The organism is Bradyrhizobium sp. WCU1 (assembly GCF_053474805.1).
In genome coordinates, this window is the sequence record NZ_CM130280.1 from 5,061,166 (window position 1) to 5,074,059 (window position 12,894).

Consider the following 12,894-nt stretch of genomic DNA (forward strand, 5'->3'; position numbering starts at 1 on the left):
CGTCGTTCTCCAGCGGCCGACGCAATCACGCGTCGGCCGTTTTCGTTTTCCTCTTAGTCTTGCAGGGCAAGCAACATGCGAAACTATTTGAATGAGGGTGCAAATCTCACCCTGGCGGCGACCGCCGCCGCGCTCACCGGCGGCCAGCCGCTCAAGGTCGGCTCGCTGTTCGGAATCGTTCTTTCCGATGCGGCGATCGGTGACGACTACGTGATCCGGCGCGAGGGCGTTTTCGAGGGCCAGCCGAAGGACACCGCCGCCGCCTGGGCGGCTGGCGACATTCTGTATTGGGATGATACCGCCAAGAAATTCACCAAGACCGCGACCAGCAATTTGCGCGTCGGCTATGCCGCCGTTGCCGCGTTGCAGGCCGACACCGTCGGCACCGTCGTTCTCGGCGTCGACACCGTCTAAGGCTCGATCGTCATGGCGTCGCCGTTCTCAAAAGCCTTTGCCGCTGCGGCGGCGACGCTCGACCAGCACGCGGCCGATCCTTTCGAGTATCGGCCGTGCAAGCTGGCGACGGATGTCAACGCGCCGACCGTCGCCGACCCGGATCGCGTCGTTAAGCGGATCGCCGGCACGTTCGGCGAATATGCCGCACGCGTCGGCGGCGGCCCGTTCAACCAGCCTGGCGTGCAACCCGAGCGACCTGGCGTCGCCAGTTCGCGGCCCTATCTCTCGATCCGCCTCGCGCAGTTGCCCTATCGGCCGCGCACCGGCGATCAAATCGCCGCGCTCGACGACAACGGCGCGCCGATCGCCGGCCAGCTATTCCGCGTCGCCGAAGTGCTGCCCTCGACGCCTGGTTACGCCAGGCTCGATCTCAACCGGATCAAATGACATGCTCGCGCGTGAGTTTTTGCGCCTTTGCGCGCTTGAAGCCTTGGCGCCGTCGGGCACGCCGGAATCCGGTCCCTGGCCGACCCTGGCCGGCAAGTATGTTTTCGACACGCGGCTCGATCCGATCGACGACCTGGCCGGGCCGTTGCCGGTGATCTCGGTCTATACCGAGAATGAGGAGCTAACCAAGATTAGCCAGGCCGGCCCGATCTTTCACAAGTCGCAAGTCGAGTTGTGTTTCGAGATCGCGGTGCTGGCGAAGCTTGCCGCCAGCGACTCCGACGACCTGGTCGTCGACTACGCCGACACCGACGCCGCGCTTGAGGCCGTGATCGGCTCAATCGACTGGCAGATTTACACCGCCTTGCACGGCGGCCCGACCGGCGACCTGTTTCGCAAGATCGCGAAAACGCCGGCGGTCCATTGGGAGTCGTCGACGAAGCGGTCGGGCGAGGAGGCCTATCGCCTCGCCAAGCGCACGATCACCGCCAAGGTGGATTTGCAGGAATTCGTCTACCAGGTGACGCCGACGCCGCCCTTGACCGGCCTCGGCCGCTTGCCGGTGCGACTGCAGCCGATCGCCGAGGCATTGAGCAATTCGACCTATCGCACCGCGCTGGTGCTCGGCATCGCCAAGGCCGCGCCGATCGGCCCGGATTTCGTGCCGCTGCAAACCGTCGGCGTGCAGGCGACTGCAGGCCAGGGCGGCGACAACCTGATCGCCGGCGAGGCGAACAACCTGAATCCGTAACACCTGGAAATCCGCAACATGGAAAACCGTTACCTCAAGCCGGCGCCTGGCGCGCTGGTGCGCGATCCTGTCACGTTGAAGCCGCTCGACGCCGAGGGCGAGTGGAAACCGATGCTGCCTTACTGGCATCGCCGCATTCGGCAACAGGATGTCACCGAGGCAACGCCGCCGGCCGCCCAGGCCGCGCCGGCGGCCCAGGAAGCGCCGGCCGCGTCGCCGTCGCCGATCTCCGCGCCCGAAGCGTCGGCCGACCAGGCGCCCGCGCCTGGCATCCTGGCGGCCTTGCAGCGCGACGCCGCCAGCTAACTCACCCGCACCCATTCCCGCAACACCCGCAACGCCGGCGGCGACCCGCTCGGCGAACAAGGAGTCATGACTTATGTCGGTCCCGTTCAACAATATTCCCGGCAACATCCTCACCCCGTTTTTCTTCGCCGAGATCAATTCTGGCGGCACGCCTTTCGAGGGCAACCCGCGCGTGCTGTTGCTCGGCCCGAAGCTGGCCGGCGGCACCGCGCCGGCGGCGGTGCCTTATGGCCCGATCCACTCGGCGGCCGAGGCCGACGCGCTGTTCGGCGTCGGTTCGGTGCTGTCGTTCATGTATCGGATCGCGCGCAATAATGCGCCGTTCCAGCCGATTTGGGCGCTGCCGCTCGCCGATCCTGCCGGCGCCGCTGCCGCCGGCTCCGTGACGTTCACCGCGCCTGGCGTGACCGGCGCCGGTATCTTCCACGTCCTGGGCCGCCGCGTCGTGTTCCAGATCAACTCGGCCGACACCGCCGCGACGATCTCGGCGAATTTCGTCGCCGCGCTCAACGGCATGGGCTTGCCGATCTCGGCCGCCGTCGACGGCACGACCGCCGCGAAATCGAATCTGACGTTCCGCCATGTCGGCGCGATCGGCAACGGCGTCGAGGTCGAGCTTGCGAAGGATGAGCCGAATGCGCTCGCCTCGGCCAATGCGACAATCGTCGGCCTCACCGGCGGCACCGGCGTTCCCGATGTCGCGGCGGCGCTGCCGAGCCTCGGCGACGACGAATTCGATTTCATCGCCGCGCCCTATGCCGACGCCAATTCGCTCAACGCTGTGCGCGATTTCATGAGCGACTCGGTTGGCCGCTGGTCGCCGACGCAACAGCTTTATGGTCACTACTTCACCGCCAATGTCGGCATTCTGTCCGCGCAGGTGACGCTTGGCACCAGCCGCAATGACCAGCACGTCTCGATCATGGCGGTGCCGGCCTCGCCGACTCCGGTGTGGGAGTGGGCGGCGGCGATCGCGGCGCTGGCCTCGGCGCACCTCGGCGACGCGCCGGAAGTCTCGCGCCCGCTGCAAACGCTGCAACTCAACGGCGTGTTGCCGCCGCGCGATCGCTCGACCTGGTGGGACATCGCCGACCGCCAGGCGCTCTATGCCGACGGCATGAGCGCATTCCGTGTCGGTACCGACGGCATTGTGCGGCTCGACCGCGTGACCACGACCTATCGGCAGACCGCCGCCGGCGTCACCGACCGCACGTTCCTGGACGTGGAAACCATGTTTCAGGCGATGTTTGTGAGCCGCTATTTCCGGACGGCGGTTTCCGACAAGCATTCGCGCCAGGCGCTCGCCGACGACAACCCGTTCAACCTGGGCGAAGTCGCGACGCCGTCCTCGGTGCGGGATACGTTCGTTCACGCCTATAACGACCTGGTCGCGCTCGGCGTCGCCGAGAAGGCCGACCTGTTCGCGAAATATGTCGTGGTCGAGCGCGATCCGAACAACGCGACGCGCCTCAACGTTTCCGCGCCGGTCGATGTCGTGAATCAACTGCGCATTGTCGCGACCAATATCACGATGTTCTTGCAGTATCAGACGCCGTCGGGCGCCTCGGCCGTCGTCTAATCGGCCTCACCGTCACCGCGCGCCAGGTCGTGAGCCTGGCGCGCTCAACCCGTTTCCATTTTCGCTAGAAGGTCAAAACCTATGGCTGACGATACCAATTTTGGCGGCATTATCTCGATCTCGATCGACGGTGTGCGCCTTCCGCCGACCGAGGCCGACATCACGATCGAGCCGACCAATATCGAGGTCGAGGCGAAGGCCAACCAAGACGGCTCGCCCTGCTATTCGAGCAAGCCGAAGCTTTACAAGATCGACGTGAAGTTTCGCGAAACGTCTAACATCGTGTGGCAGGAGGCTTTCCTTCGCTCCGCGATTGACGCGACGATCTCCGAGGAGACCAACGGGCGCACCCACATCATGACGAAGGGTCGTTTCACCGGAAAGCCGACCTCGAATCTGAGCGACGGCACGGTCGACGGCGTGACGATCGAGGGGCCGCGCTACCAGAAAATCTAACCGCCGGCGCCGGCGAGTGATCCGTCGCTCGCCGGCTTGAGGCATCCCAGGGAAAGCAGGGGAAATCAACGTGAGCAACACAATCGACGTGCCGCTTAAGAAGCCGTTTCCGGGCCACGACGGCCAGGTGACGAAGATCGTTCTTCGCGAGCCGACGGGAAGCGAATTCTTCATGCTCGGCGAGCCGCAAAGTTGGGTGCGCGCCGGCGGCGGCATGGCGCTTGTCGACGACGAAAAGGTGATCCGCGCCTATGTCGAGCGTTGCATTGTGCAGCCCGATCCGGTGCTCGCCTTTAGCCAGATGGGCGTGCTCGACGCCAAGGCTGTCAAAGAGGCGATGCTGAGTTTTTTTATCGACGCGGAGTCCTCGGCGCCCTCGCCGGCGACAAAGTCGAGCCAGTCGGAGACTTCGCAGACTACCTAGTTTTCGTCGAGCGCGTGATCGACGCGAAGGCGGTCGGCGATCTCCCGATTTCTGAATTGGCCTACTGGACATCGCGCGCGCTCGCGATGGCAAAACGACGGAAACGGAAATGAGCACGATTCTTGAAGCGTTGGCGGTCATTAAGGCCAAAGACGAAACCGGCAACGCGCTCGAATCTGTCACGCAAAAAGTAAACCGGATGTCGCGCGCCTGGTCGGCGCTGTCGCGCGATGTCGAAAAGCATATTTCCGCCGGCCAGCGCGCCGAAGCCCAGGCCTCGCGCCTGGCGCGCGCCGGCGAAAAAATTCACGCCGGCGTCAAGATGGCGAGCGCTGTCGGCGGCGCTTACGCCGGCTCGACCGCCGCGCGCGCGATCGCGACGCACCTGGCGAAGTCGGGTAGCGACCGCGCGCATGAGGAGGTGCGAATGCGCACCTCTGGCATGACCGAGCAAGAAATCAAAGAGGCCGAGGAGTTGGCGCGCGCGACCAGCGCGAAATATAAGTCGATTTCGACGACCGAGATCATGCACACCGCGCGCAACATTCGCGCCGTCGTCGGCACGTTTGAGGAAGCGACCAAGATCATTGACCCGTTGATGAAGTTGCGAGTCGTCGCCCAGGGCGCTCACCCGGACAAGGCCGAGGAGTTGGGCGAGGATTTCGACAAGCTGATCAAGGGTATGGAAATCAAGGGCGTCACCCAGGATCACGGCAAGTTCGAGCACTACATCGACGGCATGGCGAAGGCGCTCAACGTCTTTGGCGACACGCTGCGGCCGACCGACTACTATGAAATGTTCAAGTATGGACGCGCGGCGACCAACGCATTGAGCGACGACTTTATGCTCAAGACTGCGCCGACCCTGGCGCAAGAATTGGGCGGCTCCTCGGCCGGTAAGGCGCTGTCGAGCTTCCACACCCAATTCGTCGGCGGCAAGATGTCGAATAAAGCCGTCGAAATGCTCGACAAGTATGGAATGATCGACAAGTCGAAGGTCATCAAGACCAAGACCGGCAACGTTAAGGGCGTGCTGCCGGGCGGCGTCATTGGCGGCGAGTATTTGCGGCCAGGCCAAGAGGACCCTTATGCATGGGTCAACAAGGTTCTGTTGCCGCACCTCGCCGCGAAGGGCGTCACCGATCCGGCCGCGATTCAGGAAGCGATTGCCGCGATGGCATCGCAGACCACGACCGCGCAAATGATGGGAATTTTTGCCACTCAACAAAGGCGGATCGAGAAGGATTGGGACCTTAGCCACAAGGCGCACGGCATCACCGGCGCCGATGAAATCCAAAAGAGCGATCCGAAGGTCGCGCAACAGGCGATCCAAAAGCAACTCGACAACTATTTCGGCGACTCTGCAAAGCCGTTCATGCAAAGCGCGACGACGGGAATGAATTGGCTCGCGTCGGGCGCAAACTATATGTCGAACTATGCGCACGACAACCCCGAGCGCAACGCCGCCGGCCTTGGCTGGCTCGCGACGATCTCCTCGGCGATCTCTGCCGACCTGGCGTCGGGCGCTTACCAGAAATGGACCGGCGCCGGCGATTTTACGACGCAGTTTAAAACCGGCATGACGCGGTTGTCGCTGTTGCTAGCGCCGATCCTCGATATTGCGACGCGCAAGGATGTTTTGCCGGCGAATGCGACGGCGCACGGCGCGCGCTTGTCGCAAATGCTCGATCGCGACAAGCTTGATCGCTTGGCCGATCTCGACGCGGCCGACAAGGCCGCCGCGATCTATGGCGACAAGGATTTCGAGCGCGAGGCGATCGCCAGGAATCGACCCGAGCGCGATCGGATCGAGTCGGAGCTCGCCGACAAGGGATATGCGGCGCCCGGCACGCCTGGGCGCGGCATGATGGCGGGCAGTTACAACGTCGACGACTTGCAACGCGCGCTCGGTATCGGCGGCGCCGGAAATAACCAGCCGGTCAAGGCCGAGGTCGTCGGCGAGGCGACGCTCAAAACCGAAGTGTCGATTTCGCCGTCGCCCTCGTTCCTGGCGAGCGTTCGCCAGGAAGTGCAGAACGGAATTAACGCCTTCAAGAATTCGGGCGGCGGCGCGACCGGCACGACCGGATCGACCGGCCGAAGCATGCCGGAAGCGGGGCCGCCGCAGTAAAAAGGATCTCCGAAAATGTCCTCTGTTGCTGGCCGTGATTGGCTGTCGACGCTCTGGCCGGCATCCTTCAAGGGGGTGCCGTTTTTCTTTGAGCAAGACAAAGAGACCGGCGGGCGTGGGCTTGTGATCCACGAATTCCCGAATCGCGACGACCCTTTCGTCGAGGATTTGGGCGAGGCGCCGCGTTTCTTTTCCGGCTCGGCCTATGTGCACGGCGACAACGTCGACGCGCTTGCCAATGCGCTCAAAAGCGCGCTGGCATCGCGCGGCGCCGGCACGCTGGTCACGCCGTATTTCGGGCCGGTGACGGTGCATTGCCAGGAATTCGAGCGCTCTAACGAGCGCGAGAAACTTGGCTATATCGCTTTTGAGATCAAGCTTGTGCGCGCTGGCGCGCTCACAGCGTTGATCTCGGTACCGTTCCTGCAAAACGCCGGTTTCCTCGCGGCCGATAATGTCGCGGTGTTGCTCGGCTCGCTGTTCCCGCAGTCCGTCACGACATCAGGCCAGCCCGACTTTGTCGTCGCCGGCGTCACCGACACGCTCGCCGGCGCCGCCTCGGCGGTTGACGTGTTGCGGCAATCCTATCCGGTCGACCCGACGGCCTCGGCGCAAATCCGCGACCAGGTCGCGACGTTCATCGCCGACACGGTGCCGGCGATCGACGGCGAGGCCTCGGCGACGCTGGCCTCGGCCGCCGCGAGCCTGGTCGACCTGGTGCGCCAGGTCGCCGCCGCATTGCCGGCGGCCTCGGCGGTCCGCGCCTCGCTCGACCTAGCCGGTGCCTATAGCGCGACCGCGAGCGGCGTGCCGTATGTCTCGGACACGACCAGGCGCGCGGCCCAGAACGTCGACGCGACCGCGCGCCTGGTGCGGCTCGCGGCGCTCACCGCATACGCCGAGGCGACGATGAGGCGCACGTTTGCCGACCGGCCGGCAGGCATCACCGCGCGCGGCGAGGTCGCCGAGCGTTTCGAGGCCGAGCTTTACGACACGACCGGCGCCGCCCTGGCGCCGCTTTATGTCGCGATCGAGAATTTGCGCGGCGCCGTGATCGAATGGCTCACCGGAACGATCAACAATCTGGCGCCGGTGATCACGGTCGAGAGCGCGGTTATCAGGCCGTCGCTCGATCTCGCTTGGGTGCTCTATGCCGACCCGACGCGAGCCGTCGAGTTGGTCGCGCGCAACCAGGTGCGACACCCGTCATTCATGCCGCGCAAGATCGAGGCGCTGGCGAGGTAACCTGTCATGCAAGGCGAGTTCATCACCGTCGAGGCCGGCGGCGGTAGCTACACGGCATTTGAGCGCGTGATGGTGCGCGCGTCGTTTCAGGACGGCGCGCGTTCATTCGAGCTAAAGATCGCCGCCGAGAACGGCGGCACGGCGACGGCCTGGACGTTCAAGGCCGGCACGCCGATCAAGATCATGTCGAGTGGATCGCTACTGTGCGACGGGTTTGTCGACCGCTACCAGCCGAGGATTTCCGAGCACAAAGAGGCCTCGATCAATGTGTCGGGCCGCTCGCGCTCGCAAGACTACATCGACTCGGCGGCGGTGCACGATACCAACCAGTTCAAGGACAAGACGCCGGCCGAGATCGGCCAGGCGATCGACAAATTTGGCGTCGGCATTTCGACCGACCAGCAACTCGACAAGATCAAGGTTTATCGGATCACGCCCGGCGAAACCGCGTTTCGCTGCCTGGAAAAGCTTTGCCGCGAGCAAGGCGTTTTCCCGGTCGGCCAGGCCGACGGCTCGATCAAGATCACCAAGGCGGGCCAGCAACGGCACGCCGGCGTGATCAAAGAAGGCTGGAACATGAAGGCCGGCGACGCCGATCATAATTGGTCGGGCCGGCATAGCGACGTTGTCGTGCGCGGCCAGGCGCCCTACGGGCACGGTCCCGACGCACTTGAGATCGAGGGCCTGGCGCGCGACGCCGAGGTCGGCCGCTATCGGCCGGTGATCGTCATTCACGACGGCGATACCGACAAGACCCGCGCGAAGAAACGCGCCAAGTCGCGCCGCGATCGCGAGGCCGGCAATAGCCTAAAGGCCAATGTGACCGTCGTCGGACACCACGACGACGCCGGCACGGTTTGGACTCCTGGCTTCCTGGTCTTTGTCGATAGCGACTTTCTCAACGTCCACCAGGACATGGCGATTGAGACCGTCGAATTTTCGCAGGACCGAAAGGGCGGCACGGAGGCGATCCTGTCGCTGGTCGATCCGCGCGCGCTCGGCGGCAAGGGCGGCGGCGGCGGTGGCGCCGGCGATGGATGGGCGACCGACGCGGGCGAGGATTAGAGAATGTGGATTTGGTTTCCCGAGGGCAAAGAGGGCCTGATTGGATCGCTGCGGCGCGCGACGGTGACGAAAACCGACGACTCCGGAACGCAGCAAATCCTCAAGAAAATGACGGGCCTCAAGACCGAACAGTTTGAGGATGTCTATCGCCCGCAACCGCACGGCTTTTCATCGCATGCGCCGAGCGGCGCCGAGGGTCTTTATCTCGCGCTCGGCGGTCGCTCCGATCGCCTGGTCGCGCTCGGTTTCGAGCACAAGGATTATCGGCCGAAGAATACGCCGGAAGGCGGAACGATCATTTACGATCACACCGGCGACGCGATCCGCGTCGTCAAGGATAAGATCGACCTGGTGCACGCCGGCGAGATCAACCTCAAGATCGCCAAGGGCTACGACAAGGGCGACGCCGTCGATCAAACCGACGGCGCGGTGATCGCTGTCGTGATCAAAAAGGGCGATAGCCTCACGCTCACGTATGACGACACGTCGGTCAAGCTGCAGTCGGGCAAGGCGACCGTCACCTCGCCGCACGTCGTGGTGCAAAGCGATCATGTCGACCTCGGCGCCGAGGGCGGCCAGCCGGTCGCGCTGTGCGGCGGCGGATGCGCAACCAAAGTTTTCGCGGTGTAAGCAATGCCTGATGTCGTGATCCGCGTCGCCGAAGGATGCGACGGCGATAACAATGTGCTTTGGGATTCGGTGTGGAATCCCGTCGCCGGCTACGCCGATTGGGCGCTTGCCGGCAACGTGCCAGGCAACGCCGGCGGCCTCCGCGCCTCGGCGACGCTCGAAACATGCGTGACGCTGGCGCTGTTCACCGACAAGCGCGTCGACCCCGATCACCCGCTCGCCTTCCTGGCCGACGGCGAGGTGCGCGGTTATTTCGGCGACGGCGTCGACGTGCGCGACGATCTCGGCGAGGGGCCGCTCGGCTCGCACCTGTGGCTGTTGGAGCGCGCGCCGCTGACCATTCGCGGCCAGTCGGCCGCGCGTTGGGCCGAGCAATTCACGTATGAGGCGCTGGCGTGCCTCCTCGATCAAGGAATCGTCGTGCGGATCGAGGCCGAGGCGACCGCTAACGAAATCCAAAACCGGCTTGAGCTTGTCGTGCGCCTTTACGGGCGCGACGGCGCGAAAGTCTACGACCGCAAATTTGATGTTCTCTGGAATCAGGTAGCGCGCTGATGTTTGCAATCCCGTCACTTAAGGACCTGGTCGAGCGCGCGCGGCAGTCGTTCCGCGTCAATCTGCCTGGCTCCGACGCCTGGGCCTGGCCGAACAACGTCAACCCGACCGCCAAGGTGATCGGCGGCATGACGCATGAGATTTTTGGTTTCGCCGACTACATCCAGCGGCAGAAATTCGCGCTCACCGCCGATAGCGAAAACCTCGATTTGCACGGCGAGGAGCTTGGCCTTGCGCGCAAGCCGACGGCGCCGGCGCGCGGAAATGTCGTGGTGACGGCGCCGGCGGCGGCGATCGAGGTCGACACCGGCGCGTTGTTCGGTCGGGCCGACGGCGCGCAATATGTCGCGCTGGCCGGCGCGAGCATTCCTGGCGCCGGCACCGTCACCGTCGAATGCGTTTGCGTCACCGACGGCCAGTTGACGAATGCGATCGCTAACACGCCGCTCGAAATCATTTCCGGGGTCACCGGCGACGACCAGGCAACCGCCGCCGTCGATAGCCTCGGCCTCCTCGGCGGCGCCGATGTCGAGGACGACGAGTCGTTCCGCGCGCGCATTCTGTTCCGCAAGCGCAACCCGCCGCACGGCGGCGCGCCGGCCGACTATGTGCAATGGTGCGGCCAGATTGCCGGCGTGTCGTTTGACTCAGGTCGGCCGACCGTTTTCGTTGAGCGGCTTTGGCAGGGACCGGGCACGGTGCGCGTGTTCCCGCTGATGTTCGATCTTTACGCCGACGGCATTCCACAAGCCGCCGACCTGGTGCGCGTCGCCGACTTGCTGGCGACCGTGCAACCCGCCGGCGCAAAGGTGACGGTCGCGGCGCCGATCGCGGTGCCGGTCAATGTCACGATCGCGGGCCTCGTGCCGAACCGAACCGACGTGCAAGAGGCCGCACTCGCCGAATTGCGCGCGACGTTCCGGCGCCTCTCGCGCGTCGCCGGCGTCGACGCTCAACTCGGCGGAATGGATTATCTCGCCTATCCGACATCGTTCTCGCGATCCTGGTTGTGGCAGGCGGTTGCCAACGCGACCGGCGAGCAACGCCATGCGATCACCTCGCCGGCGGCCGACCAGGCGCTCAATCCCGGCGAAATGGCGACGCTCGGCGCCGTGTCATTCGTCTAACCACAAGGCCGCCATCATGAGTGAATGTGAAGTCGCGCGGCCGGCGCCGTTGCGCTGCCCGACGCTGGCCGAGGTGCTGGCGAGCGCGCTCAAGCTGTTGCCGAAAGGCCGCGCTTGGCAAACGCACGAAGGCGGCCCGGCGCCGCCGCTCGATCGCGGCTTTAACCCTGGCGCGTTCGATAATGATGCGTTCTCGACGCGTAGCAAGCCGGGCTCGACACTGTTCCGGTTTTGGAAGGCGGTCGCGGCGTGCTTCACGTTCGTCACGCAACGCCTTTGCGATTTGCGCCTCGAATTCTGGTGCGCGACGCACAAGGAAACCCATGACCTTTGGATGGCCGAATATGGCTTGCCTGACTTGTGCGATCCGTTCCCCGATCTCTGCACCAAGGTCGCAGCGATCGGCGGCACGCGCTGCGAATATTATGCGGCGATCGCGGCGCGCTCTGGCTGGTCGATCTCTTGCGTCGAGCAAATCGTAACGTGCGGCAGTCGCGCCGGTTTCTCGCGCGCCGGCCGCGCCAGGGCCGGCGGGACGCTCGGCCTGGCGACGCTTAAGATCATTGTCGACCTCAACCAAAGCCCGGCTTACGCGCCGACCGGCCGTTTCCTGGCCGCGCGCGCTGGCCGCATGCGCGCCGGCCGCCGGCAATCGTGCGGGCCTGATCTCTCGCCGCTGCAATGCATCCTCTCGCGGATCGTGCACGCGGAAATCCTGACAATCTACGAGGTGAGCGAATGAATATCGACCTTTTCGGCCCGGCATCCGCGCCGGGCGCCGTGACCGTGCGCCCGAGCGAAAGCCGTTCGTTTGGCGCGGCGGATACCTTCTTTAAGGATTGTTCGTCGCCCGATCTCGACGACGGCACCGAGTTTCAAGCGGCGACCTTCAACCAGTGGCTTGCCAACATGCGCGCGATCGTGCGCGCCAACGGCCAGACCGGCGCCGGCGCCGACGTTGTCACCTATGACAACGCCGACGATAACTTGTTGCTCAAGGCGATGCTGCAATTGATGCAGCGAAACCAGCCGAACTATGCGGCCGATACCGGCACCGCCGACGCGCTCGCCGTGGCGCCGTCGCCGGCGTTCGCCGAGTACAAAGCCGGCATGCGCTTGCTGGTGAAGAAATCGGCGGCCGACAACGCGACCACGGCGCCGGTGATCAACGTGAGCGGCCTCGGCAATATCCCGGTCGTCGATCGGCGCGGCAACGTGCTCGCGAAGGGCGATCTTCCCGCTAGCGCGATCCTCGATCTCGAATTTGACGGCACCTCGGCGCGCATGTTGGGCGTCGTGTCGGCCGACCTCGCGGCGCTGCGCTCGCTCACCAACGTCAAGCAATTCTCGACCTCGACGCGTGTTCACATGGCCGGCGCGGCGGGCAATGCATACACCGTCAACCCCTGGAATCCTGGCAACTACGTCAAGCAAAGCCCGACTAGCCTGCTGATGATTTGGGCGACGTTCCCGACGTTCACGGATAGCCCGACGGGATCGGCGCAAGGCACGCTGAATGTCGGCGGCACGCCGCTGGTGTTTATCCCGTCAAACAACAATTCCGCGTTGTCGTTCGGCCAGGGCGCAATCATTCAGACGCTGGCGGGCGTCGGCGCGGGATCGCTGGCGCTGTCTCTGACGTTCCAGCGCAACGACTCGACCGCTTGGACCGGCTCGTTTTGCTTCAATGGTAGCGACTCGGCGTCCTATCCGGCCGCGACGACCGCAACAATCATCATGGGCGAGCTTGGCGTTTAAAGCCGTCGCCGTCGAAAAGGAAAA

General features: G+C 64.5%; 15 protein-coding genes. All 15 read left to right on the forward strand.

All coding sequences use genetic code 11. The annotated features are described in order from the left end of the window. The first annotated feature begins 75 nt into the window (after window positions 1–75). The 15 genes from ACTUWL_RS23455 to ACTUWL_RS23525 all read left to right on the forward strand — a co-directional run bounded on the left by ACTUWL_RS23455 (window position 76) and on the right by ACTUWL_RS23525 (window position 12,870). A complete protein-coding gene (locus ACTUWL_RS23455) occupies window positions 76–414 on the forward strand; it encodes a DUF2190 family protein (RefSeq protein ID WP_291730224.1) in 339 nt (112 codons plus the stop codon). A 12-nt stretch (window positions 415–426) separates the two neighbouring features. Then, window positions 427–843, forward strand: a complete 417-nt coding sequence (locus ACTUWL_RS23460) for a hypothetical protein (protein WP_291730223.1) — start codon at window positions 427–429, stop codon at window positions 841–843. 1 nt (window position 844) lies between these two features. Beyond that, a complete protein-coding gene (locus ACTUWL_RS23465; protein WP_291730221.1) occupies window positions 845–1,594 on the forward strand; it encodes a hypothetical protein in 750 nt (249 codons plus the stop codon). An 18-nt stretch (window positions 1,595–1,612) separates the two neighbouring features. After that, the gene (locus ACTUWL_RS23470; RefSeq protein ID WP_291730219.1) at window positions 1,613–1,900 is read left to right on the forward strand and encodes a DUF2635 domain-containing protein; all 288 of its coding nucleotides are present in this window, start codon (window positions 1,613–1,615) and stop codon (window positions 1,898–1,900) included. Between the two features lie 73 nt (window positions 1,901–1,973). After that, window positions 1,974–3,479, forward strand: a complete 1,506-nt coding sequence (locus tag ACTUWL_RS23475) for a phage tail sheath subtilisin-like domain-containing protein (RefSeq protein WP_291730217.1) — start codon at window positions 1,974–1,976, stop codon at window positions 3,477–3,479. Between the two features lie 81 nt (window positions 3,480–3,560). Beyond that, the gene (locus tag ACTUWL_RS23480; protein ID WP_291730215.1) at window positions 3,561–3,935 is read left to right on the forward strand and encodes a phage tail tube protein; all 375 of its coding nucleotides are present in this window, start codon (window positions 3,561–3,563) and stop codon (window positions 3,933–3,935) included. Between the two features lie 127 nt (window positions 3,936–4,062). Further along, complete coding sequence (locus tag ACTUWL_RS23485; RefSeq protein ID WP_448212141.1) at window positions 4,063–4,359, forward strand: hypothetical protein; 297 nt, start codon at window positions 4,063–4,065, stop codon at window positions 4,357–4,359. A gap of 109 nt (window positions 4,360–4,468) precedes the next feature. Next, a complete protein-coding gene (locus ACTUWL_RS23490; protein ID WP_291730212.1) occupies window positions 4,469–6,490 on the forward strand; it encodes a hypothetical protein in 2,022 nt (673 codons plus the stop codon). Window positions 6,491–6,505: 15 nt separating this feature from the next. Continuing rightward, the gene (locus ACTUWL_RS23495) at window positions 6,506–7,735 is read left to right on the forward strand and encodes a DNA circularization protein (protein ID WP_291730211.1); all 1,230 of its coding nucleotides are present in this window, start codon (window positions 6,506–6,508) and stop codon (window positions 7,733–7,735) included. A 6-nt stretch (window positions 7,736–7,741) separates the two neighbouring features. Then, on the forward strand, window positions 7,742–8,800 hold the full coding sequence (locus ACTUWL_RS23500) for a phage baseplate assembly protein (RefSeq protein WP_291730210.1): 1,059 nt from the start codon (window positions 7,742–7,744) through the stop codon (window positions 8,798–8,800). 3 nt (window positions 8,801–8,803) lie between these two features. Then, entirely contained in the window at window positions 8,804–9,430 is a 627-nt protein-coding gene (locus ACTUWL_RS23505; protein ID WP_291730209.1) for a phage baseplate assembly protein domain-containing protein, read from the forward strand. A 3-nt stretch (window positions 9,431–9,433) separates the two neighbouring features. Then, on the forward strand, window positions 9,434–9,985 hold the full coding sequence (locus tag ACTUWL_RS23510) for a phage GP46 family protein (RefSeq protein ID WP_291730207.1): 552 nt from the start codon (window positions 9,434–9,436) through the stop codon (window positions 9,983–9,985). After that, window positions 9,985–11,112, forward strand: a complete 1,128-nt coding sequence (locus tag ACTUWL_RS23515; protein WP_291730206.1) for a baseplate J/gp47 family protein — start codon at window positions 9,985–9,987, stop codon at window positions 11,110–11,112. Before ACTUWL_RS23510 ends, ACTUWL_RS23515 begins: the two co-directional genes overlap by 1 nt. Before the next feature lie 73 nt (window positions 11,113–11,185). Then, window positions 11,186–11,854: a hypothetical protein gene (locus ACTUWL_RS23520; RefSeq protein WP_291730205.1), complete on the forward strand. Its 669-nt coding sequence runs from the start codon at window positions 11,186–11,188 to the stop codon at window positions 11,852–11,854. Continuing rightward, a complete protein-coding gene (locus tag ACTUWL_RS23525) occupies window positions 11,851–12,870 on the forward strand; it encodes a hypothetical protein (RefSeq protein WP_291730203.1) in 1,020 nt (339 codons plus the stop codon). The genes ACTUWL_RS23520 and ACTUWL_RS23525 overlap by 4 nt, the downstream gene beginning before the upstream one ends. Window positions 12,871–12,894: the final 24 nt, after the last annotated feature.

Bases quoted from the DNA above. Each gene is read 5' to 3' on its own strand.
- ACTUWL_RS23455 (WP_291730224.1), top strand. From the start codon at position 76: ATGCGAAACTATTTGAATGAGGGTGCAAATCTCACCCTGGCGGCGACC.
- ACTUWL_RS23460 (WP_291730223.1), top strand. From the start codon at position 427: ATGGCGTCGCCGTTCTCAAAAGCCTTTGCCGCTGCGGCGGCGACGCTC.
- ACTUWL_RS23465 (WP_291730221.1), top strand. From the start codon at position 845: ATGCTCGCGCGTGAGTTTTTGCGCCTTTGCGCGCTTGAAGCCTTGGCG.
- ACTUWL_RS23470 (WP_291730219.1), top strand. From the start codon at position 1,613: ATGGAAAACCGTTACCTCAAGCCGGCGCCTGGCGCGCTGGTGCGCGAT.
- ACTUWL_RS23475 (WP_291730217.1), top strand. From the start codon at position 1,974: ATGTCGGTCCCGTTCAACAATATTCCCGGCAACATCCTCACCCCGTTT.
- ACTUWL_RS23480 (WP_291730215.1), top strand. From the start codon at position 3,561: ATGGCTGACGATACCAATTTTGGCGGCATTATCTCGATCTCGATCGAC.
- ACTUWL_RS23490 (WP_291730212.1), top strand. From the start codon at position 4,469: ATGAGCACGATTCTTGAAGCGTTGGCGGTCATTAAGGCCAAAGACGAA.
- ACTUWL_RS23495 (WP_291730211.1), top strand. From the start codon at position 6,506: ATGTCCTCTGTTGCTGGCCGTGATTGGCTGTCGACGCTCTGGCCGGCA.
- ACTUWL_RS23500 (WP_291730210.1), top strand. From the start codon at position 7,742: ATGCAAGGCGAGTTCATCACCGTCGAGGCCGGCGGCGGTAGCTACACG.
- ACTUWL_RS23505 (WP_291730209.1), top strand. From the start codon at position 8,804: ATGTGGATTTGGTTTCCCGAGGGCAAAGAGGGCCTGATTGGATCGCTG.
- ACTUWL_RS23510 (WP_291730207.1), top strand. From the start codon at position 9,434: ATGCCTGATGTCGTGATCCGCGTCGCCGAAGGATGCGACGGCGATAAC.
- ACTUWL_RS23515 (WP_291730206.1), top strand. From the start codon at position 9,985: ATGTTTGCAATCCCGTCACTTAAGGACCTGGTCGAGCGCGCGCGGCAG.
- ACTUWL_RS23525 (WP_291730203.1), top strand. From the start codon at position 11,851: ATGAATATCGACCTTTTCGGCCCGGCATCCGCGCCGGGCGCCGTGACC.